The sequence below is a fragment of the Streptomyces sp. NPDC005931 genome, assembly GCF_042871235.1.
In the GTDB taxonomy this organism is placed as follows: domain Bacteria; phylum Actinomycetota; class Actinomycetes; order Streptomycetales; family Streptomycetaceae; genus Streptomyces.
This window is the reverse complement of the sequence record NZ_JBIAIG010000002.1, coordinates 297,825-317,717: the sequence shown is the minus strand read 5'-3', so window position 1 is coordinate 317,717 and position 19,893 is coordinate 297,825. Positions and strand designations below refer to the sequence as shown.

The following is a 19,893-nucleotide window of genomic DNA, read 5'->3' as shown; positions in this document are numbered from 1 at the left end:
TGGTTCAGCCGATCTTCGCGTTCTTGGAGACGGTCACCTGGTCGATGTCCGAGGTGCGCACGGTCACCTCGATCTCCCAGTCACCCGCCATGGGGATCTGCACTCCGCTCGCCGACCAGTGTCCGGTGGCCAGGCGGTCGGGGACCACGGGCAGCGGCCCGATGTCCTTGGCGGACAGGGTGAAGGCGACCTTCACCTCGGGAAGGTCGACCGCCTCCCCGTCCGGTCGCTTCGCATAGACGTGCAGGGTGTTGCCACCCACCCGCGCGGGGTCGATCTCGACGGTGACGACGCCCTTGCCGTTCTTGCCGCCGGTGTCGAACGGCATGTCCAGGGTCACGGCGCCGACGCCCTGGCCGGACGGCGCGGACGACGGGTCCGAGGTCGCCGCCCTGGCCTCCAGCTCGGTACGGCCGGGCTCGGTCTGGGTCAGCACGGTGGTGACGGCGAGCAGGACGACGGCGACGCCCGCCTCGGCGAGCACGGAGCGGCGCAGACCGAAGCGGTGCGGGTCGGCGTCCCGCAGCCGCTTCTGCCGGGCGCTCTCCATCGCGACCCGCTGCCGGGCGAGCTGAGCGACCCGCTCGGAGTCCGCTTCGGTCGTCCCGCCGGCCCCGGGACCGCTTCCGGTCAGGGCACCGCCGCTGTCGGCTCCGGCTCCGGCCCCGGCGCCGCTACCCTCCGCAGCGCCGCTACCCTCCGCAGCGTCACTTCCGGCCCCGGCGCCGCTGTCGGGCCCGGAGGACCCGGCGGTCGCCGTTTCCCGCGCGCTCCCACTACTGGCCGTGGCACCGCTATTGGCGGCGCCACTTCCGGCCCCGGCGCCGGTCTCGGGCCCGGCGCCCCCGCCGACCGCTCCGTCCCTGACCTCACCGGTTTTCCTGCCCGTCACCGCCTCCGCGAGCTCCTTCGTCCCCCGGGGCACCGCGGACGCCCCCGCCTCCGCCAGCCGTGCCGTCCACCGCCGCGAGACGTAGGCGACCCCGACCAGGACCACCACGAGCCCGATCTTGGCGAGCAGCAGTTGCCCGTACCGTGTGTCGGTGAACGCCGACCAGGAGCCGAGCTGCCGCCAGCACTGGTAGACCCCGGTGACGACCAGTGCCACCACGCTCCCGAAGGCGACCCGGGAGAACCGCCGGACGGCCGTGGAGCCGACCGGCGTCTCGGCGGGCGCCCGGTAGAGCGCAACGAGCAGGGTGACGAGCCCGCCGAGCCAGGCGGCGACGGCCAGCAGATGCAGGACGTCCACCGGCATGGCCAGGCCCGCCTGGAGCCCCGTGGAGGCGTGCTCGGACATGGCCCAGCTCGCGGCGAGCCCCGCCGCCACGACCGTCCCCCCGATCGAGAGCCCGAAGGTCAGGTCCCGCTTCTCCTCGTCCTCCCGCTTGTCGTACGCGCCGAACAGCACCGCGATGAACAGCGCCGCCGCGGCGAGCAGCAGCAGCCGGGACACCAGCGCCGCCCCCGTCTTCGTCTGGAGCACGTCCCCCAGCAGCGACAGGTCGAAGACGTCGCCGACCTTCCCGGAACCGGTGTAGGAGCCGCGCAGGAGCAGCAGGGCGAGGGTGGCCGCGGTCAGCGCCAGCCAGCCGGAGACGACCAGCCGCTGCACCGCCCGCACCCCGGAGCCGCGCCCCCAGCAGGCCAGCACGAAGGCCGCCCCGCCGACCATCACGACGTACCCCGCGTAGGACACGTACCGTCCGAGGCCGTAGAGCCACCCGACCACGCCCGCGTCACCGCCCTGCCCCGAGAGCGCCACCGAGGTCTTGGACGGGGCGCCGACGGAGAAGGTGAAGGCACCGGCGACCGGATGGCTGTCCGCCGACACCACCTGGTAGGTCACGGTGTACGTGCCGTCCGGCAGCCCGCCGAGCAGACGCACGGAGTACGTGGTGCCGCCGGGGCTGGCCGGGGCCCCCTTGTCGACCCGCTCGCCCTGGGGGTCGAACACGCGCAGGGCGTCGTCGCCCACCGCCACCGGTTCGGAGAAGGTGAGCGACACCTGGGCGGGTGCCGTGTCGACCACCGTCCCCTGCCGGGGGTCGCTGCCGGTCAGCGCGGCGTGCGCCGAGGCCGGGGCGGCCCCGGACAAGAGGACGCCGGCGGCGGCCAGGAGCAGCAGCACCAGGATCCGCACGCGGCGGGCGATGGTCTGGGGCACGGGCGTCTCTCCCTCAGTGTCCGCTCTTCGGGGTGTGGGTGGCCGGTTTCACCGGCATCTCGACCGTGACCGGCTCGGAACGGGCGAAGCGCAGCTCGACGGAGACGCTCCGGCCCTGCTTCGGCTTCTGCTTCAGCTGCTCGAACATCAGGTGGTTGCCGCCGCTCTTGAGCACGAGCCGCCCGCCCGCCGGGATGTCGAGCCCGTCGACCTCCCGCATGGACCCGTCGACGGTCTCGTGCACGGTGACCTGTCCGGCGACGTCGCTGTCGACCGAGGTCAACCGGTCGGCCGCTCCGCCCTTGTTGGTGATGGTGAGGAAGCCGGCCGCCAGGTCCGACACCGGCTGCGGCATGTAGGCGCCGCTCACGGACAGGACCGGCTTCCCGCCGCCGGAGCCGGAGTCCGGGGCGGCCGTCGTGTCCGGCCCGTCCGAGCCGCCGCAGCCGACCAGCGTCAGGGACAGCACCCCGGTGAGCGCCGCGGCCGCGAGCGGGAGCCGCCTCACGGGTTCTGCCCCTTGATGATCTTGGGAAGGTCCTTGGTGTAGTCCTCGACGGTGGCGTCCTCGCCGTAGAGCACGTAGCCGCCGTCGGTCTTCGGCGAGAACGCGATGACCTGGGTGCCGTGGTCGGAGACCGTCTTGCCGTTGTCGTCCTTGCGCGGCGGGTCGATCGAGATGCCGAGGGTGCGGGCGCCGGCCTGGATGGTGGCGAAGTCGCCGGTCAGGCCGACCACCTGGGAGTCGATGCCCTTGAGCCACGAGCCGAGCGCGGCGGAGGTGTCCCGCTCGGGGTCGGTGGTGACGAACACGATCCGCAGTGCGTCCTGCTGGTCCTCGGGCAGTTGCTTCTTGGCCACGGCGATGTTGTTCATCGTCAGCGGGCAGACGTCCGGGCAGTGCGTGTAGCCGAAGTAGATCAGCGTGGGCCGGCCCGCGGTCTCCTTGCGGAAGTCGTACTTCTTGCCGTGGGTGTCGGTGAGGACGAGGTCGGGCTTCTCGAACGGCTTGTCGAGGACGGTGGCCGCCTTGTCCGAGCCGGCCTCCTCGGAGACCACGGAGACGGGCTTGCCGCTGTCGGTGTCGCCGCCGCAGGCGGAGAGGGTGAGGAAGGCGACGGCGAGCAGGGCCGCTGCCGCCAGATTCTTGTTGCGCATGAAAGGTGTCCCGGGTGTGAGTGCTCCGGCGCGCACCGGGGCCCAAGGGTCCACGGGGGCCCCGGTGCGCGCCGCGAAAGGGGGTCAGGCGGTGGTGCGCCGCCGCCCGGCGAGTACGCCGTAGGCGACGCCCGCGGCGCCGACCACGATGCCGACGACGCCCAGCACCCGCGCGGTGGTGTCGGTGGCGGAGTCGTCGGAGTCGGAGGACGCCGCCTCGGTCCGGGCGGACGCGTTCTGTGCCGACTCTGCGTCGTCGGCGGCCTCGTCCCCCTTCTCGTCGGTGGCGCCGTGGCCGTCCTCGGCGGCCTCGCTCAGGGTGAGGACCGGCGCCGGCTTGTCGGGCTCCTCCTGGCCCTTCTGCGGCACCTCGATCCACCGGACGACCTCCTTGTTGGAGTACGTCTGGAGTGCCTTGAAGACGAGCTCGTCGGCGTCCTCGGGCAGCGTGCCCACGGACACCGGGAACTTCTGGAAGAAGCCCGGCCGGATGCCGTCGCCGTCGGCGGTCCAGGTGACCTTGGTGACGGCCTCGGTGATCTTCTTGCCGTGCTGCTCGATCGGCTTGTTCAGCCGGGCCTTGGTGACCTTGATGTCCCAGCCCTCGACCGGTGCCGGCATCACGGAGGCCAGCGGGTGGTCGGCGGGGAAGTTCACCTCGACCTTGGTGGTGGAGGCGTTGTCGCGTTCGTTGGGGACCTTGAAGTTCACGACCGCGTAGGAGCCCTTCGCGGCCTCGCCCTCGGGCTGCACGGAGACGTGTGCGAAGCAGGGGGTGGACAGGGCGAGGACGGCGGCACCGGCGACGGCGCCGGCGGCGGCGATACGGGAAGCCTTCATGGCAGAAGCACTCCGCTTCGTTGGAGGTTCACTGACGGTGGGAGAGGCGCGCACGCGGCGGGGCCGTCCGTCGGGGACGGCGGCTCCCGGGCCGGGCGCACGCGGAACGGGCCGCACGCGCGCATGCCGCACGCGGGCGCCCCTCTCTCCCCCGGGAGGACCTGCAGGACCCCGGGCCCGGAGGTTCCGGGGGCAGAGGTTCCGACGGTGGCGGAGCGGAGGTGGCGTCGCGTCAGGCGGCGAGGGCGAGCGCGGTTGCGGCGGCCGGCGGGCCGCGGCGGATCACCGTGTGCTGGAGTGCGAGGGTGCGCGGTCGCGGGGGCGCGAGCAGGGCGGTGCGCGGCGGACGCGGACCCGCTGCCGGGGTGCCCGGGAGTCCGGCCCGCAGGGCGCGCACCAGGGCGAGCGCCGCGCGGAGGGACCGCACGAGGGCGCCCTCGGCGATGCCCTGGGCCGAGAGCTCGACGAGCCGCAGCAGGGCCAGGTCGCCGCGGCGCAGCAGCCAGCCCGCCGCCAGGGCCGCGAGGAGGTGGGCGAGCAGCATCGGCAGCGACGGGAGCAGCGACGCCGAGGAGCCCGCCGCGGAGGACAGGGCGTCCGCGGGGGTGTGCGCCGCGTGGGCGGCCGTGCCGCCGGGAGCGATGCGGGCGTCGGTGAGGATCCGCTGGGCCTGCGTGGGACTGATCGCCGCTGCCGTGGTGCCGCACACCAGCCGCGCGGCCTGCTCGACCAGTGCGGCGTCGGAGAGGGCGAACGCTGAGGACGCCGAGGACGCCGAGGACGCCGAGGAAGCGGACGGTGCGGCGGTCGCGCCGTGCTGCCCGAGGCCGAACAGCGTGTGCAGCACCGTCTGTCCGGCCGCCAGCAGCGCCGCTGTCCCCGGCAGCGAGCGGGTGCGCCCGGCGAGCGGGGCGGCCACCAGGACCGTGCCCAGGAATCCCGCGCCGAGCGTCCACAGCGGAACGGCGGCGCAGGACGCCAGTGTGTGCCCCGCTCCGGCCAGCACGACGCAGACCGCGGCGAACACCGCGGCCCGCAGGAACCGGAGTCCTCCTCCGGAGCGCGCCGTGCGCGGGTGGGGGGCAGTCATGGCTGCCTCATCATCCCATTGGCCCCATGGCCGCCGTACGGCAGGTCCGCAAGATGCGGTACGGCCGGAAGGTCGTGTCTGCGGCGGACCGCCCCAATACACCGATCGGTGGCACGACACACCCGCCGTATGGGCGGCGTCACCTCAACTTCACGCTTACAAGTGAGTACTCAGGGCAATACGTAACGGTATGTCGAGCCGCGGCCAGGAGGCTGGAGCATGAGCATCTGGTGGTCACTGCACTTGCGGCGCGAAGCTGCCAGCGTGCCACTCGCCCGGCGCCTGCTCCTCGGCACGATGGAGACCGCGGGGGTCGACCCCGACATCTCCTACGACCTCTCCGTGGCCCTCAGCGAGGCGTGCGCGAACGCCGTCGAGCACGGCGGGGACGGCGCGCGGGGCGGTTCCTCGGAGGCGTACCGGGTCACCGCCTACCTCGACGGGGAGAAGTGCCGCATCGAGGTGGCCGACGCGGGACCCGGTTTCCCCGCCGGCACGGGTGGCCGCTCGCACCGACCGGTGCGCCCCGCGGCCGCCGACGCGGAGCACGGGCGCGGTCTGTGTCTCATCCAGGAGCTCGCCGACCACGTCCACATCGGCAACAAGCCGGGCCGGGGCGGCGCGGTGGTGAGCTTCGACAAGATCCTGAAGTGGCGCAAGGACGCCCCGCTCATCGCCGTCTAGCGCAAGCCGTGCCGTGCCCGGCCGGTGAGCGCGGCGGCCGCAGTTCACCACCGCCGCGCCCGGCAGGATGACGACCCGCGCCCCGCTCGTCCACGGCACCACCATGCCGCCGCTCCACCAGCCGGCCCCGCCGCACGTGGTCGTACGCGCGTGAGGACGCCGTCGCCACGGCCCGCCGCAGCGCCAGCAGCGCGGCCACCGCGGGAAGGCGCCAACGTCCGGGGACTGCCGGGCCGGGCCGCAGGCCGAAACGGGCGCACGCGCGCGTGCCACCGCACCCGGCGGTTCGGCCTCGGCCGGCGGCAGCGCGGCGACCCGGGTGCCCGAGCCCCGGGACCCCGCGTCCGGGTCGGCCGGCCGACCCGCACGGCCTCGAGCAGCGCCCTCCCGAGCCCGACCGGCGGCCCGAGCCGTTCGCCCCCGGGTGCCCATCCGACCCGGCACCGGACCGGAGGCCGTCCACGGCCTCCGCGTGCATACCGCGCTCCCAAGGAGCGCGGGCGTGTGCGGCCCGCGGACGGCCGCCCCGCGCCACCGGTCGCGGACGACCGGCACACGAAGGGCCGGGTACCCGCGGGTACCCGGCCCTTCGCCCTCCGTGTCAGCTCTTGAGAGCGGCCATCCAGGCCTCGACCTCGTCCGACCGCCGCGGCAGCGCGGCGCTCAGGTTCCGGTTGCCGTCCTCGGTGACCAGGATGTCGTCCTCGATGCGCACGCCGATGCCCCGGTACTCCTCGGGCACGGTCAGGTCGTCGGCCTGGAAGTAGAGCCCCGGCTCGACGGTGAGCACCATGCCCGGCTCCAGGGTGCCGTCGACGTAGGTCTCGGTCCGCGCGGCGGCGCAGTCGTGCACGTCCATGCCGAGCATGTGGCCGGTGCCGTGGAGCGTCCAGCGGCGCTGGAGACCGAGCTCGAGGACGCGCTCGACCGGGCCCTCGACCAGGCCCCACTCGACCAGCTTCTCGGCCAGCACGCGCTGCGAGGCGTCATGGAAGTCGCGGTACTTGGCGCCCGGCTTCACGGCCGCGATACCGGCCTCCTGGGCCTCGTACACGGCGTCGTAGATCTTCCTCTGGAGCTCGGTGTAGCGGCCGGCGACGGGCAGCGTGCGCGTCACGTCGGCGGTGTAGTACGTGTGCGTCTCCACACCGGCGTCGAGCAGCAGCAGGTCGCCGGAGCGGACCGGGCCGTCGTTGCGCACCCAGTGCAGGGTGGTGGCGTGCGGGCCGGCCGCGCAGATGGAGCCGTAGCCGACGTCGTTGCCCTCGACGCGGGCGCGCAGGAAGAACGTGCCCTCGATGTAGCGCTCGCTGGTGGCCTCGGCCCGGTCGAGGACCTTCACGACGTCCTCGAAGCCGCGCACGGTGGAGTCGACGGCCTTCTGGAGCTCGCCGATCTCGAAGTCGTCCTTGACCAGCCGCATCTCCGAGAGGAAGACGCGCAGCTCCTCGTCGCGCTCGGCGGTGACCTTGTCGGTCAGCGCGGCCTCGATGCCGGCGTCGTGGCCGCGCACGACGCGGACCGGACCGGTGGCCTCGCGCAGGGCGCCGAGCAGCTCGCGCACGTCGGAGGCGGGGATGCCGTACAGCCTCTCGGACTCAGTGAGGGAGTGGCGGCGGCCGACCCACAGCTCGCCCTGGCCGTCGAGCCAGAACTCGCCGTTCTCACGGTCGGAACGCGGCAGGAGGTAGATCGTCTCCTTGTGACCGCCGTCGACGGGCTCCATGACGAGGACGCCGTCCTCCGTCTGGTTGCCGGTGAGGTAGGCGTACTCGACCGACGCGCGGAAGGGGTACTCCGTGTCGTTCGAGCGGGTCTTCAGGTTGCCCGCGGGGACGACCAGTCGCTCGCCCGGGAAGCGGGCGGACAGCGCGGCGCGGCGGGCGGCGGTCCGGGCGGCCTGGGGGATCGGCTCCAGGTCGCGCAGCTCGGTGTCGGCCCAGCCGCTCCTCATGTTCTCGGCCAGCTCGTCGGACACGCCCGGGTACAGGCCGTTCTTGCGCTGCTTGACGGGCTCCTCTTCGGCAGTCTCCGGGGTCTCCGGGAGCTCCTCCGCCACGGTCATCCTCCTTGGGTACGGCACTGGACCGACACCCATCGTACGGTCGCGCGGAAACGGCCCCCGGGCGCGATGACCTGTTACCGCGGGCCGAGCCCATGGCGCCCCGCGGCCTATTCGAACCGCGCCGCCAGGACCACCACGTCCTCCGGGGAGTCCGCCGTGTCCGTGCCGTCCGGCAGGACCGTGCGCAGGACGTGGTCGGCGATCGCCCCCGGGTCGCGGCGCAGTGCCACCGGCACGCCGGCCGCCGCCGCGTGCAGCCGGGCGAAGGCGCGGTCGGTGGGGTCGCCGGTGCGGTGCAGCAGCCCGTCGGTGTACAGCAGAACCGTCTCTCCCGGTTCGGCCTGGACCTCCACGCTCGGCGCCTCCCAGCAGGCGAGCATGCCCAGGGGGGCCGAGACCGACGTCTCCACGAACTCCGTGCGGCGCTCGCCGAGCAGCAGTGGCGGGCTGTGCCCGGCGCCGGCCAGCGTGATCCTGCGCAGCGCGGGCTCGCAGTAGCCGAACAGGGCGGTGGCCGAGCGGGCCGGTTCGGTGAGCCGGAGCAGCAGTTCCAGGTCGGACAGGACGGCGACCGGGTCCTCGCCCTCCATCACGGCGTACGCGCGCAGGGAGGCCCGCAGCCGGCCCATCGCGGCGACCGCGCTCGGCCCCGAGCCGGTGACGGACCCCACGGCGAGGCCGAGGGCGGCGTCCGGCAGGGGCAGCGCGTCGTACCAGTCGCCGCCACCGCGCGGGCCGGTGCGGTGCCGAGCGGCGAGCTGGACGCCGGGGACCCGGGGCAGTCGCGAGGGCAGCAGTTCCTCGGACATCGTGGCCATGCACGCGCGGGTGCGGTGCAGCTCCAGCAGCCGGGCCAGGTGCTCGGCGGCGTAGCGGGCGTAGAGGCCGACGAGGTGGCGCCGGCGTTCCGACGGCTCGGCCGGCTCGTCGTAGAGCCAGACGGCGGCGCCCAGGCGGCCCGCCGTCTCCGTGGCCAGGGGGAGGGCGTAGCTGGCGGCGTAGCCGAGGCGGGCGGCGACCTCGCGGTGGCGCGGGTCGAGGCCCTTCTCGGCGAACAGGTCGGGCTCGGCGATGCCGTGGTCGGCGCCGGGCAGCCCGTCGAGGATCCTGCCGTAGGACAGGGAGGCGCGCGGGACCGTCTCGATGTGACCGAGGTCGGCGCGGGCCAGGCCCAGGCCGATGGTGGTGTCGGGGCCGAGACCGTCGCCCGGTTCCAGCACCAGGAGGCCGCGCCGGGCGCCCACCAGGGCGGCTCCGGCGCGCAGCAGTTCGTGGAGCGCTTCGTCCAGGGAGCCGGTGCGGGCCAGGCGCTCGGTGAGCTCGTGAAGTGTCGTCAGGTCCGAGACCCATCCGGCGAGACGGTCCTGGAGGAGTGCGCCCGGTGCGTTCTGGGGGTTCGGCGGGGCGGCCGGGGAGGAATGCGCCGCGGCGGACGCGACAGTGTGTGCGGGCGCGGGAACCGTGGAATCGATTCCAGCCACTTTCGACGGATGCGGGGCGTTCATGACGTCCGGCTTTCCGGACGGTGCGTACTGCTCAAAAGCATCGCAAACCCCCATGTCATTCTGCGTCGCCAGCAGTGTCTCCACATGTACACGTACTCGTGAGGAGATGTCCAGCATTGTCCTGCTGGGATTCGTGGTGTCCGTGGGGTTTCGGGGAACTCCCCGCAGACCTCTTGCCGAAAATCAAACTTGGCTTGAAACTCCCTCAGGGGGAGGCATATTGCGGTCGACTGGGCTTGCTCGACGGAGCGTCACAACGGTCGTGTGGGGTACGTACTCGGTGAAGGCCAGGGGTGGTTGAGAAGCACCCGGAACCTGGCGCCGGAGCCGGGCGTCCTAACCACCGACGACCGTGCCCCATCCTCCCGCGGTGGAGGCGGAGAGAAATACGCGCGACGGCAAACGCCAGACTTCGCCACCCCTCGCCACGCCCGTGCTTCTGATAGACGCAGTATGGGTGGAAGTGCCGCGGAGGCAGCCCCTGCTCGATCGACGGGGTTCCCCTTGCCCGGGGCGGCGGTGTGATGCGCCAACAGGTACGCACAGTGAAGTGATCGACACATGATGTGATGTGGACCACGGTGTTGCCAGGCGTGCAACGGAAAGGAACGAGCGCTCATGCGCGAGATCCTCGGAAGGCGACGCAGGCTCCTGCCCCGGCGCGGTGGCGGGACGCCTGAGCTGATCGGCGCGGCCCTGACCTTCGCCGCCCAGTGGCGGTGGCCCGTACTCCCGGGTGCGGCGGCGGACCAGCAGGGGCGGTCCCGCTGCGGCTGCCCCGACCCGGAGTGCACGGTGCCGGGCGCCCATCCCTTCGACCCCGCCCTGCTCGCGGCGACGACCGACGCCCGTATGGTCCGCTGGTGGTGGACCAACCGCCCGACGGCGCCGATCATCCTGGCCACCGGGGACAGGGCCCCCTGCGCGGTCTCCCTGCCCGCCCTGCCGGCCGCCCGTGCCCTCGGCGCGCTCGACCGCCTCGGTGTCCGGCTCGGCCCGGTCGTCGCCTCGCCGGCGCGCTGGGCGATCCTCGTGAAGCCGTACTCCATGGAGCAGCTGGGCGAGCTGCTGTACGCCAAGGACTTCGTCCCCGGTTCCCTCCGCTTCCACGGCGAGGGCGGCTACCTCGCCCTGCCCCCGTCCGAGACCGGCCAGGGCGGGATCCGCTGGGAGCGGGCGCCGCTGCCCGGATCGGCCTCGCCGTGGGTGCCCGACGTCGAGGCCGTGGTGGACGCCGTGGTCGACGCCCTCACGCGTACGGGTGTGAGCGCGCCCGAGATGTAGGTGCCGGCGGGCGTGGTGGTGCTGACGCCGCATCGTGGTGGTCCCGGGACGGCGGGTCCGCGCCGGCCGTGTTCGGTGCGCTCCAGGCGGCCCGGGCAGCGGAGTCGGCCGCCGCCCGCGGATGTCGCCCTGACCGGTGTCGACAGGGCCGGTCGTCTGCCCGCGGACGGAGGGCTGCGCCGGGAGGCGTGCCGGTGTGTCCGATTCCGGGCGGCTCCGCGCGCCGTGTGAGCGCCTGGGACCCGGGCGTCCCGAGGGCGCGGACGCACCGCGCGGGGGACACCGCCCGGACGCCCCGACGCCCCAGAGTCTGACGGCGGATCTGCGGACACCCGGGAGAGGGCACGCGGAGGGCACGGGGAGCATCCGTACGGCGCGCCGCCGGGTGAGTCGCGGATGTCGCGGTCTCGGCCGGTCAGGGGCCCGTGCTGCTCGGTCCGGGAGGCAACTCCCCTTCCGGAACGGGCAGTTGACGGGCGAACGCGTTCCGTGAACGGCGCCGGGCACGGAAAGACCCGGTTGCTGGCGACGGGGGATGCACCAGCAACCGGGCTACTCGAACGGTAACAAGAGATCGGCGGTTCGCAAATTCCATCTCGGCTTTTCCGGTCACCGAAACGGCTGCCCGTGCCGGGAGTTGCGGCCGGAACCAGTGGTTCCCGAGGGGCGGGGTGTGCTGATCGGTCGGTCAGCACACCCGACCGCGGGACCGGGCCTCAGCTGAGCGTGACCTGGCGGTTGGTGAGGCCCCCGCGCGCGCGGCGCTCGTCGGCGGTCAGGGGCGCCTCCGTGGCCAGGGCGGCGGCCAGGCGCTCGGCGAACTCGGCCGCCGGCTTCTCCACGTCCTCGGCGCCGACCCCGCTCGGCAGGTCCCAGACCGGGACGGTGAGCCCGTGCGCACGGAAGGAGCCCACCAGACGGGTCCCCTCCCCGAGGGAGGACCGGCCCGCCGCGTGCAGTCGCGCCAAGGCGTCCAGAAGCTGCTCCTCCGGATGCGGCATGACCCACCGCAGGTGGTTCTTCTCCGGCGTCTCGCACCAGTACGCGGCGTCCACGCCCGACAGCCTGACGGTCGGGATGGCGGCGGCGTTGGCCCGCTCCAGGGAGGCGGTCACCTCGGGCGTGGCGTTCTCCGTGTCCGGCACCCAGAACTCGAAGCCGCTGTGCACCACCGGCTCGAACGCGCCGTCGGGGTCGAGCAGGTCCTGGAGGCGGGGGCCGTCGGCCGGGGCGCGGCGGCCCTGCACGGGCGTGCCGGGAGCGGCGTCGAGCGCGCGGGTGAGCGTGTCGGCCAGGTCGCGGCTGATGTCGCCCGAGGCGGTGTCGTTCTGCAGGCCGAGGAGGACGGAGCCGTCGTCGCGGCGCAGGGCGGGCCAGGCCATCGGCAGCACCGTGGCCAGGGTGACCGACGGGACGCCCTCGGGCAGGCCGTCCTTGAGCGGCAGCTCGACGGTGGCCGCCGGAACCAGCTCGCGCAGCGCCACCCAGTCGCACTCGCCCGGCAGGCCCTCGAACGGGCGGTGCACCAGCTCGGTCACGGCGTGCGCGGCGGCCCGGCCGTGGCAGGCCTTGTAGCGGCGGCCGCTGCCGCAGGGGCAGGGCTCGCGGGCGCCGACGACCGGGATCTCTCCGTCCCTGAGCTGCGGGCGCTTGGCCTTCGTCTGGGGTCGCTTCTTGGCCATCGTGGGTGTCTCCCGGTTACGGCTCGTCTCGTACGGGCGGGAGCCTAGCCGTTCACGCCACCGCGGACGGGGTCCGGTGGACAGCGCGCCGACCGTCCGATCGCGCGGACGCCGGTCCGGGCACCTTGCGGGAGCGCCGCCGTCACCGCCGGCCCCGCAGCCCGCGCGGACGCGGCGGTGCCGCCGTCAGTCCAGGTCGTCGAAGGCGTCCGCGAAATCCAGTCCGGGTATCTCGGACACCGCGGGGGCCGTGACGCGCGCCGCGAAGTCGTCGCGCCGGTGGCCGGCGTCCGGGTCGAACACGTCGTCGTGGACGACGACCCACACCGTGACCTCGCCGGGCACCTCGTCGCGTACGCCCCAGTCGTCGGCGAGCGCCGTGATGATGTTCAGCCCCCGGCCGCCGTGCGCCGTGACCGACGGGGTGGCCGGCGCAGGGCGGGTCGGGCCGCCGCCGTCCGTCACCTCGACGACGAGCCTGCCCCGCGCGTCCACGCGCCAGGCGGCACGGACGTCACCGTCACCGGCGAGGGCGTCGCCCAGCGGTCTGCCGTGCTTGCACGCGTTGCTCAGAAGCTCGGAAAGGATCAGTACGGCGTCGTCGACGACCGATTCCGCCACGCCACCGTCGCGCAGTTGCGCGCGCATCCGGTGCCGCGCCTCCCCCACGCCCGCAGGGCCATGGGGCACGGCCATGCACGACGACGTGGGCACCTCCTGTGCCACCACCAACGCCACCCCCGAGACCTCCTTCGCCCCACGCCACGGTGTGGATGCCCCAATGGCCTGAACCGGAAACCGGCCAGTCCCTGTGTGGTGACGCATTCGACACGATCGAGTACGCAGCGAACGCGCCGGGGCACTCCCTGTGACCGTGTGGCTGGATTTCGTCGGTGTGGCCGAGAGGTGAGGATGCGCCGGATCACGGCGCCAGGTCAAGAGCCGTGCAGCCGCTCGTCTCAGCGGCCGAGCCGGTCGAGCACCGCACGGGGGCGGTTGGTGATGATGGCGTCCACGCCGAGACCCACGCAGAGGTCGACGTCCTCGAGGTCGTTCACGGTCCACACGTGCACCTGGTGGCCGGAGTCCTTCAGGCGCCGGACGTACGCGGGATGGCTGCGCACGATCCGGATCGACGGACCCGCGATCCGGACACCGGCGGGCAGTCGTCCGTCGCGCAGCCGGGGGGAGACGAACTGCATGAGGTAGACGGTCGGCAGTGTCGGCGCGGCGGCCCGTACGCGGTGCAGCGACCGCGCGGAGAAGCTCATCACACGCACCGGGGACTCCTGGGCGGTGGCCGGGGCGTCGAGCCCGAACCGCTTGAGCAGGACCAGCAGCCGCTCCTCGACCTGGCCCGCCCACCGCGTGGGGTGCTTGGTCTCGATGGCCAGCTCCACCCGGCGCCCGGAGTCGGCGACGAGCTCCAGCAGCCGCTCCAGGGTGAGGACGGACGTGGCCTCGCGGTCCTCCGGGCGGTGCTCCCAGTCCGGCTCCTCGTCACGGGTCTTCCAGGAGCCGAAATCCAGGGCCGCGAGGTCGGAGAGCTCCAGGGTCGAGACCGCGCCGCGGCCGTTGGACGTACGGTTGACGCGCCGGTCGTGAACGCACACGAGATGACCGTCGGCGGTCAGACGGACGTCGCATTCGAGCGCGTCCGCGCCGTCCTCGATCGCCTTGCGGTACGCGGCCAGGGTGTGCTCCGGGGCGTCCTCGGAGGCCCCGCGGTGGGCGACGACTTGGGTCGGGTGCTGGCGTGCGTGGGTCACCGCGTCATGGTGCCACCGCGCGCGGGTATACGTGCGGTCGGGCCGGCCAGGACGGCGGTGACGGTGCGGACGTCCGGTGGAGGCATCCAAGTGGCGCCCCTTAATTCGCTGATGCCCTATATAAAGAATGGCCCCGGGTTCACAGGAACGGCTTATGGTGCCCTGACGGCCCGTGGGAAAAGCTGACGTCATACAAAGAGACGTGCGATGCGACGTACACCGCTGCTCGCGCCGGACCCGTGAACGCGCGTGACCGGGCGTGACCGAGCGTGACGTGGAACGACAGCCGTGGATCGAGGAGAAGAGCTGTGAGCACCGAGAACGAGGGCACCGCGGTACCCCCGGCCCCGTCGGCACCGCCCGCGCCGGTGGATGCTCCCGCTGCTCCGCCGCACCAGGAGCACCCGGCTCCGTACGGGGAAACCCAGGCGCCCCCCGCGGCCCCGACCGGCGCTCCGGGCGCGCCGCCGGCATACGGCGCCCACGGGACTCACCCGGCCCCGGACCAGGGCGGCCACGGAGTACACGGCACCGGCCCTGCCGGTTCCCCGTCCGCTCCCGACGCCTCCTGGCCCCCGCCCCCGCCGCCGGGCACCCCGTCGTACGGCGACGGCGGTGCCGGACACGGCGCGGGTGGCTGGGGTGCCTCCTACCAGCCGCCGGCGCCCAAGAACGGCGGCGGGCGCGGACGCCTGATCGGCGCGGTCCTCGCGGCCGCGCTGGTCGCGGGCGGCCTGGGCGGCGGCCTCGGGTACACCCTGGCCAAGGAGAACGACAGCAACAGCTCGACGACCGTCTCGGCGGCCACCAGCGGCGGCAGCGTCAAGCGCGACCCGGGCACGGTCGCGGGCGTGGCCGCCAGGGCGCTGCCCAGCACCGTCACCATCGAGGCCGAGGGCCGCAGCGGCGAGGGCGGCACCGGCACCGGCTTCGTCTTCGACACCCAGGGCCACATCGTCACCAACAACCACGTGGTGGCGGAGGCCGTGGACGGCGGCAAGGTCTCGGCGACCTTCCCCAACGGCGAGAAGTACGACGCGGAGGTCGTCGGCAACGCGCAGGGCTACGACGTCGCGGTCATCAAGCTCGAGAACGCCCCCGCCGACCTCAAGCCACTCACCCTGGGCGACTCCGACAAGGTGGCCGTCGGCGACTCGACGATCGCGATCGGCGCACCCTTCGGGCTCTCCAACACGGTGACGACCGGCATCATCAGTGCGAAGAACCGGCCCGTGGCGTCGAGCGACGGCAGCGGCAGCCAGGCGTCGTACATGAGCGCGCTCCAGACCGACGCCTCCATCAACCCGGGCAACTCCGGCGGACCGCTGCTGGACGCGCAGGGCAACGTCATCGGCATCAACTCCGCGATCCAGTCGACCGGAAACGGCGGCTTCGGCACCGGGCAGGCCGGCTCGATCGGCCTCGGCTTCGCCATCCCGATCAACCAGGCCAAGTACGTCGCCCAGGAACTGATCAAGACGGGCAAGCCGGTCTACGCGAAGATCGGCGCCTCGGTCTCCCTCGAGGACTCGACCGGCGGCGCGAAGATCACGGAGCAGGGCGCGGGCGGTTCCGAGGCGGTCGACCCGGGCGGCCCCGCCGACAAGGCCGGACTGAAGCCCGGCGACGTCATCACCAAGCTGGACGACCGCGTCATCGACTCCGGTCCCACGCTGATCGGGGAGATCTGGACCCACAAGCCGGGTGACAAGGTGACGCTCACCTACGAGCGCGACGGCAAGGAGCGCACCACGGAGCTCACCCTGGGCTCCCGGGTCGGCGACAGCTGACCCGCCCCGGGGCACCGGATCCGACCCGGCCCGCCGCCCTCACGGGCAGCGGGGCCGGTGTGCGTGCGCGGGGTGCGCGGGATCAGGCCCGTGCTGCAGGACACCGGCCGGGTGTGGTTGCCGTTGTGCTGGATGGTCCGGCCCCGGCTGTCGCCGCTGCCGTTGGGCTTGGCAACGAGGGTCTGGCTGCTCGGTTGGCAGGCGCTGATGTTCCGGGTGGACAGGACCTTCGCGGGGGTGGGCACGTTCATCGTCACGGTCCAGTTGTTCGAGCCGCTGACCGAGACGTTGAGGTTGCACCGGTCGCTCCCCTGCTCACCGGCGGACAGGGACGCGGAGCACCCGCCGGTGCCGCCACCGCCCGAACCGGTGGCGACAGGCCGGGCAGTCGCACGGGTGGAACCCGTCGAACGGCTCCACAGCCTGTGGACCCAGCGGCCCGCGGGCCCCGCGCGCTGCCCCGGGCCGGTAGGCTGTAGCCGCCCCGCCCGGCCCAGCTGGGCGGCGGCCCGGGTGGGTTGCCCGAGCGGCCTAAGGGAACGGTCTTGAAAACCGTCGTGGCGCAAGTCACCGTGGGTTCAAATCCCACACCCACCGCAGGTGAACGGCCCCTGACCGGCTAAGTCAGTCGGGGGCCTCCGCCGTTGGCGGTGTCGTTGAGCGACCGCTGGTCCCCCCGTTCGGGCACGCACGCGGAGCGCGCCTTGCCACGTGCGCATCCGCCGAGGCTTCGCCGTCCCTCGCCTGGTGCAGCGAGCCGCTCAGCCGCCAGACGACGGCGATGGTCAGCGCGGCGGCTCCGATGCGCAGACCGTCGCTGAGCATCACGTGCCGCAGGGCCTGGCGGGCTTCGCCCGCTGTTGCGGCCTGCTTCAGAGCCGAGTAGCCGTCCGTGGCCCAGGCGCCTGCGGCGAGTACGGTGAGCCACCACATGGTGAGCAGGGGATTGCCGCGGCGGCGTCGCCTCGCCGGCTGGGCGGCAGCCCACACGTCGTTGATGAACATCTTCGGTACGAACAGCTGCGCCAGTGGAACCAGCCAGCCGAAGAGCACCCAAGCACGGTGGTGGCGCTGCCCCTCGGGCCAAAGCGTGTCTGCGAGAGTGCGCACGTTGTCGAGCCAGACGAGGAACAGGAGCATGGTCGCGAGGAACGCCGCCTGCCACCACCCAGTCAGATTCCCGAACCACATGTCGGCACTGACCAACTCCTCGCCTTCATCCGGCCCGTTCAGCGGTGGTGCCAGTAGCACCTGGTATTTGTGCCAGCCTGCTACATCGGTGGCCACCGTCACCAGCGCGAAGCAGGCGAGCATGCCGCACGTCCATCGGGCGAGCCCGCGTGGCGACGCCGCCCTTCCACCCATGCCGTACCTCCCGGAGGCCCGCCTGAGCGGGCTTTCCGCAGGTGGCAGCGGATCTTAACCTTTGAGGCGAGCCGGAGTCACCGCACCGCTTGCACCCCGATCCGCTCACCCGCACTGCTACTTCTGTGGCTGCGCGTCGGCGGCGGCAGCGCCCGGAGCCGGGAAGCGCGCCCGGCGGAGTGGAGCGTGGCTGGGGCTTGAACGCGAGCGTCATCACCCGGCACTACGCCCGGCCGGTCGCCGGCCGCGACGACCAGGTGGTTCGCTCCGGCCCCGCCCCCTCGCCCGAGCTGCGGGCCTCTCATGCCGACCGGGACCGGGCGGTGACGTGCTGCGCGTCGCGGCGGGGGACGGTCGGCTGACCGCGGCCGAGTTGGACGAGCGCCTGGAGGCCGCGCTGTCGGACCGGACCCTCGCTGAGCTGACCGCGCTGACCCCGACCTGCCACCCGTGTCGGCCTACACCGGCGCAGCCGTGGCGGAGGCCAAGGACGTCCTGCGGATCGACCAGAAGTCCAGTCCGGTGCGTCGCACGGGTGCCTGGGTGGTGCCACGCCGGGTGTAACTGGTGACGGAGTTCTGCGAGGTGACGCTGGACTTCACCCAGGCGGTGATCGCGCACGGCAGCCTGGTGATCGACACGGACATGTGCGGCAAGACCCTGACGTTGATCCAGGCCGGGCATCGTCGTCGACGCCGACGGTCTGATGCTGGAGCACAGCAAGGTCAGGATCCGGCAGGCTCCGGATGTCGATGCGTCGGTCAGGCTGCGGGTGGAGCTGGTCGGCCACAAGGTCTACGGCCGCGTCCTGGTGCGGCCCCCGCGGCGGACGTTCGGACCGTGGCTGTCGGCGGGCGAGGGTAGCGGCGCGCTTTCGGTTCTCGGAGCCGGGCGGCGGGGTGGAGTCAGGGCCGGTGGCCCGTCATCCGCGCCGCCGACGCGATCGTCGCGCGGGCCTCGCGTTCGGACAGGCCCGTGTCGAGGGCGGCGTCGACCAGGGGACTGACCAGGGCGGGCCCGATGCCGTCCTCGTAGGCACGGCAGGCCGCCCAGAACAGGCGGGTGTTGCGCTGCCCCTCGTGGGCCGCCAGCACGAACTGGACGAGTCCCTGGCCGTGCCCGCCGGCCGACGCCGGCGTGGGGTGGTGCGCGCGGGGTGGTGGGAGCAGGAGGCGCAGGAGGGCGGGCGGGCAGGGGGCGGGCGCCAGACGGCCCGTGCCCGGCGCGGCGGTGTACGCGCCGCGTTCGGTGCGGGAACCGGGGCCGACCAGGTAGCCGCCGGCGCCCCGGATGTCGATGCCGGGTGCGAGTCGGCCCGCGGAGTTGGGCACGACCACGTCGGCGGGGCCGCTGAGCCACAGGTGCCGGCCGCCGCTCGGGGTCAGCACGACGACCGTGGCGGGGATCGTGAACAGGTGGCGCAGGGCCAGTTCACGCAGGGCGGCCGAGGAGTCCGTGCCGGTCTTGGTGTCCAGGTCGACGCCGATGAGGTGGTGCGGGGGCAGGCCACAGGCGATGCCGTAACCGGTCGCACGGGGTGCGGCGGCGAACATCTCCCGGATACGGGCGGGGTCGGTCGAGGCGTCGTACACCCCGTGGCCGAAGCGGCCGCACTCACCGTGGCAGGGGGTGGGGCCGGGGTCGTCGCGGTGCGGGGAGCCCAGGGCCGGGAGCTTCGTCCGGGACAGGGGGATGACGGCCAGTCCGCGTTCGGCGGCTGACAGGGCGTGTGCGAGGGCCAACGTCGTGGCCTGCCGGTCGGTGGTGGCCATGGAGCCCATTTTCGTACATGCGTTCGAAAAAGGGAAGGAGTGGGAGAGGGGTGCCCGCGGGGTGCGGAAAAGTGCGCGGAGGCTGCCGGAACGCTTCGCCTGTTGGGCGGCCTGGGTTTGGGGCCGGGAGGCCGGGGGCCGTGGGACGTGCGTGGCAGGAAGGGGTTTACTTCCTGGTCCTCACGCTTGCGTGCGAATGACGCCCTTCGGGGGGTTCGTCGGTTTCCCTCGGGCAAGTCTGATCGCGACGGCGACTCGGACCGTTGGACCCGCTGAAGGGAACAGATCATGGCAGGCATCCGTACCGCCCGCGTCCTCGCGGCCGTCTCCGCCCTTCCTCTCGCGGCCGCCCTCTTCGGCGGCGTCGCCGCGGCGGGCAACGGCGCCTTCCCGGACGTCGGATCGACCGCGGCGGCCGACACGGCGGTGGCGGGTGCCGTGGACAGCGGGGTCGGCGGGGACAACTTCGGCACCTTCTCCGCCGCGCAGCAGCAGGCCGCCGGTGCCGGTGCCTCGAACGAGAGCACCACGTCCCACGTCAACGGCTCCGCGGCCACGTCCGTCAACCAGGGCGACGGCAACGTGGCCATCAGTTTCTCTCCGCTGTGGTGAGGGGGTGAGGGGGCCGCCGGCTCCGAAGGATCACGGGTGTGCTCGTGGAGTGCGAGGCGCCCGCGCGGCGGCGCTTCGGTGCCGCCGCGCAGGCGGCCGGCGCGGGCGGG

At 73.3% G+C, this 19,893-nt stretch carries 18 protein-coding genes, 1 tRNA gene and 1 pseudogene; 6 read left to right on the top strand and 14 right to left on the bottom strand.

The genetic code is table 11. The features are described from left to right. Positions 1-4: 4 nt before the first annotated feature. From ACFYOV_RS05410 to ACFYOV_RS05390, 5 genes are all read right to left on the bottom strand, one after another. Entirely contained in the window at positions 5-2,167 is a 2,163-nt protein-coding gene (locus ACFYOV_RS05410; protein ID WP_389083076.1) for a copper resistance CopC/CopD family protein, read from the bottom strand. Positions 2,168-2,180: 13 nt separating this feature from the next. Then, on the bottom strand, positions 2,181-2,675 hold the full coding sequence (locus ACFYOV_RS05405) for a copper chaperone PCu(A)C (RefSeq protein ID WP_389083073.1): 495 nt from the start codon (positions 2,673-2,675) through the stop codon (positions 2,181-2,183). Next, entirely contained in the window at positions 2,672-3,325 is a 654-nt protein-coding gene (locus ACFYOV_RS05400; RefSeq protein WP_389083071.1) for an SCO family protein, read from the bottom strand. The genes ACFYOV_RS05405 and ACFYOV_RS05400 overlap by 4 nt, the downstream gene beginning before the upstream one ends. 84 nt (positions 3,326-3,409) lie before the next feature. Next, on the bottom strand, positions 3,410-4,165 hold the full coding sequence (locus ACFYOV_RS05395) for a YcnI family protein (RefSeq protein ID WP_389083069.1): 756 nt from the start codon (positions 4,163-4,165) through the stop codon (positions 3,410-3,412). Between the two features lie 232 nt (positions 4,166-4,397). Continuing rightward, entirely contained in the window at positions 4,398-5,255 is an 858-nt protein-coding gene (locus ACFYOV_RS05390) for a hypothetical protein (protein WP_389083066.1), read from the bottom strand. A 219-nt stretch (positions 5,256-5,474) separates the two neighbouring features. On the opposite strand from ACFYOV_RS05390, the gene ACFYOV_RS05385 reads away from it, so the two are divergent. Next, positions 5,475-5,939 (top strand): ATP-binding protein, encoded by a 465-nt coding sequence (locus tag ACFYOV_RS05385; RefSeq protein WP_389083064.1) that lies wholly within the window; start codon positions 5,475-5,477, stop codon positions 5,937-5,939. A 601-nt stretch (positions 5,940-6,540) separates the two neighbouring features. On the opposite strand, the gene ACFYOV_RS05380 is transcribed toward ACFYOV_RS05385, so the two are convergent. Together ACFYOV_RS05380 and ACFYOV_RS05375 are read right to left on the bottom strand one after the other, a co-directional pair. Then, the gene (locus ACFYOV_RS05380) at positions 6,541-7,998 is read right to left on the bottom strand and encodes an aminopeptidase P family protein (RefSeq protein WP_389083062.1); all 1,458 of its coding nucleotides are present in this window, start codon (positions 7,996-7,998) and stop codon (positions 6,541-6,543) included. Positions 7,999-8,111: 113 nt separating this feature from the next. Beyond that, positions 8,112-9,626, bottom strand: a complete 1,515-nt coding sequence (locus tag ACFYOV_RS05375) for a PP2C family protein-serine/threonine phosphatase (protein ID WP_389083059.1) — start codon at positions 9,624-9,626, stop codon at positions 8,112-8,114. A gap of 501 nt (positions 9,627-10,127) precedes the next feature. Here ACFYOV_RS05375 and ACFYOV_RS05370 point away from each other — a divergent pair. After that, the gene (locus ACFYOV_RS05370; RefSeq protein WP_389083057.1) at positions 10,128-10,793 is read left to right on the top strand and encodes a bifunctional DNA primase/polymerase; all 666 of its coding nucleotides are present in this window, start codon (positions 10,128-10,130) and stop codon (positions 10,791-10,793) included. Between the two features lie 716 nt (positions 10,794-11,509). Here the strand turns inward: ACFYOV_RS05370 and ACFYOV_RS05365 are convergent. From ACFYOV_RS05365 to ACFYOV_RS05355, 3 genes are all read right to left on the bottom strand, one after another. Further along, entirely contained in the window at positions 11,510-12,475 is a 966-nt protein-coding gene (locus ACFYOV_RS05365; RefSeq protein ID WP_389083054.1) for a DUF5926 family protein, read from the bottom strand. A gap of 186 nt (positions 12,476-12,661) precedes the next feature. Next, a complete protein-coding gene (locus ACFYOV_RS05360) occupies positions 12,662-13,300 on the bottom strand; it encodes an ATP-binding protein (RefSeq protein WP_389083052.1) in 639 nt (212 codons plus the stop codon). A gap of 134 nt (positions 13,301-13,434) precedes the next feature. Continuing rightward, entirely contained in the window at positions 13,435-14,244 is an 810-nt protein-coding gene (locus tag ACFYOV_RS05355; RefSeq protein WP_389083049.1) for a glycerophosphodiester phosphodiesterase, read from the bottom strand. Positions 14,245-14,552: 308 nt separating this feature from the next. Here ACFYOV_RS05355 and ACFYOV_RS05350 point away from each other — a divergent pair, with 308 nt between their 5' ends. After that, positions 14,553-16,034, top strand: coding sequence for a S1C family serine protease (locus ACFYOV_RS05350; RefSeq protein ID WP_389083047.1), 1,482 nt, complete (start codon positions 14,553-14,555; stop codon positions 16,032-16,034). 89 nt (positions 16,035-16,123) lie between these two features. On the opposite strand, the pseudogene ACFYOV_RS05345 reads toward ACFYOV_RS05350, so the two are convergent. Continuing rightward, positions 16,124-16,402 (bottom strand): annotated as a pseudogene (locus ACFYOV_RS05345) (1,4-beta-xylanase); the annotation flags it as partial. A 144-nt stretch (positions 16,403-16,546) separates the two neighbouring features. On the opposite strand from ACFYOV_RS05345, the gene ACFYOV_RS05340 reads away from it, so the two are divergent. Beyond that, positions 16,547-16,631 (top strand) — tRNA-Ser (locus tag ACFYOV_RS05340). A 27-nt stretch (positions 16,632-16,658) separates the two neighbouring features. Here ACFYOV_RS05340 and ACFYOV_RS05335 read toward each other — a convergent pair. Next, on the bottom strand, positions 16,659-17,348 hold the full coding sequence (locus ACFYOV_RS05335) for a DUF4328 domain-containing protein (protein ID WP_389083044.1): 690 nt from the start codon (positions 17,346-17,348) through the stop codon (positions 16,659-16,661). A 248-nt stretch (positions 17,349-17,596) separates the two neighbouring features. On the opposite strand from ACFYOV_RS05335, the gene ACFYOV_RS05330 reads away from it, so the two are divergent. Then, a complete protein-coding gene (locus ACFYOV_RS05330) occupies positions 17,597-17,761 on the top strand; it encodes a hypothetical protein (protein WP_389084144.1) in 165 nt (54 codons plus the stop codon). Between the two features lie 96 nt (positions 17,762-17,857). Here ACFYOV_RS05330 and ACFYOV_RS05325 read toward each other — a convergent pair whose 3' ends face one another. Both ACFYOV_RS05325 and ACFYOV_RS05320 read right to left on the bottom strand, forming a co-directional pair. Further along, the gene (locus tag ACFYOV_RS05325; protein WP_389084142.1) at positions 17,858-18,046 is read right to left on the bottom strand and encodes a hypothetical protein; all 189 of its coding nucleotides are present in this window, start codon (positions 18,044-18,046) and stop codon (positions 17,858-17,860) included. A 258-nt stretch (positions 18,047-18,304) separates the two neighbouring features. Continuing rightward, positions 18,305-19,171: a bifunctional DNA primase/polymerase gene (locus ACFYOV_RS05320; protein WP_389083042.1), complete on the bottom strand. Its 867-nt coding sequence runs from the start codon at positions 19,169-19,171 to the stop codon at positions 18,305-18,307. A 288-nt stretch (positions 19,172-19,459) separates the two neighbouring features. Here ACFYOV_RS05320 and ACFYOV_RS05315 point away from each other — a divergent pair, with 288 nt between their 5' ends. Beyond that, entirely contained in the window at positions 19,460-19,783 is a 324-nt protein-coding gene (locus ACFYOV_RS05315; protein ID WP_389083039.1) for a hypothetical protein, read from the top strand. The last annotated feature ends 110 nt before the right edge of the window (positions 19,784-19,893 follow it).

Bases quoted from the DNA above. Each gene is read 5' to 3' on its own strand.
- ACFYOV_RS05400 (WP_389083071.1), bottom strand. From the start codon at position 3,325: ATGCGCAACAAGAATCTGGCGGCAGCGGCCCTGCTCGCCGTCGCCTTC.
- ACFYOV_RS05395 (WP_389083069.1), bottom strand. From the start codon at position 4,165: ATGAAGGCTTCCCGTATCGCCGCCGCCGGCGCCGTCGCCGGTGCCGCC.
- ACFYOV_RS05390 (WP_389083066.1), bottom strand. From the start codon at position 5,255: ATGACTGCCCCCCACCCGCGCACGGCGCGCTCCGGAGGAGGACTCCGG.
- ACFYOV_RS05385 (WP_389083064.1), top strand. From the start codon at position 5,475: ATGAGCATCTGGTGGTCACTGCACTTGCGGCGCGAAGCTGCCAGCGTG.
- ACFYOV_RS05375 (WP_389083059.1), bottom strand. From the start codon at position 9,626: ATGCTGGACATCTCCTCACGAGTACGTGTACATGTGGAGACACTGCTG.
- ACFYOV_RS05370 (WP_389083057.1), top strand. From the start codon at position 10,128: ATGCGCGAGATCCTCGGAAGGCGACGCAGGCTCCTGCCCCGGCGCGGT.
- ACFYOV_RS05365 (WP_389083054.1), bottom strand. From the start codon at position 12,475: ATGGCCAAGAAGCGACCCCAGACGAAGGCCAAGCGCCCGCAGCTCAGG.
- ACFYOV_RS05360 (WP_389083052.1), bottom strand. From the start codon at position 13,300: ATGCGTCACCACACAGGGACTGGCCGGTTTCCGGTTCAGGCCATTGGG.
- ACFYOV_RS05335 (WP_389083044.1), bottom strand. From the start codon at position 17,348: ATGCTCGCCTGCTTCGCGCTGGTGACGGTGGCCACCGATGTAGCAGGC.
- ACFYOV_RS05325 (WP_389084142.1), bottom strand. From the start codon at position 18,046: ATGTCCGTGTCGATCACCAGGCTGCCGTGCGCGATCACCGCCTGGGTG.
- ACFYOV_RS05320 (WP_389083042.1), bottom strand. From the start codon at position 19,171: ATGGCCACCACCGACCGGCAGGCCACGACGTTGGCCCTCGCACACGCC.
- ACFYOV_RS05315 (WP_389083039.1), top strand. From the start codon at position 19,460: ATGGCAGGCATCCGTACCGCCCGCGTCCTCGCGGCCGTCTCCGCCCTT.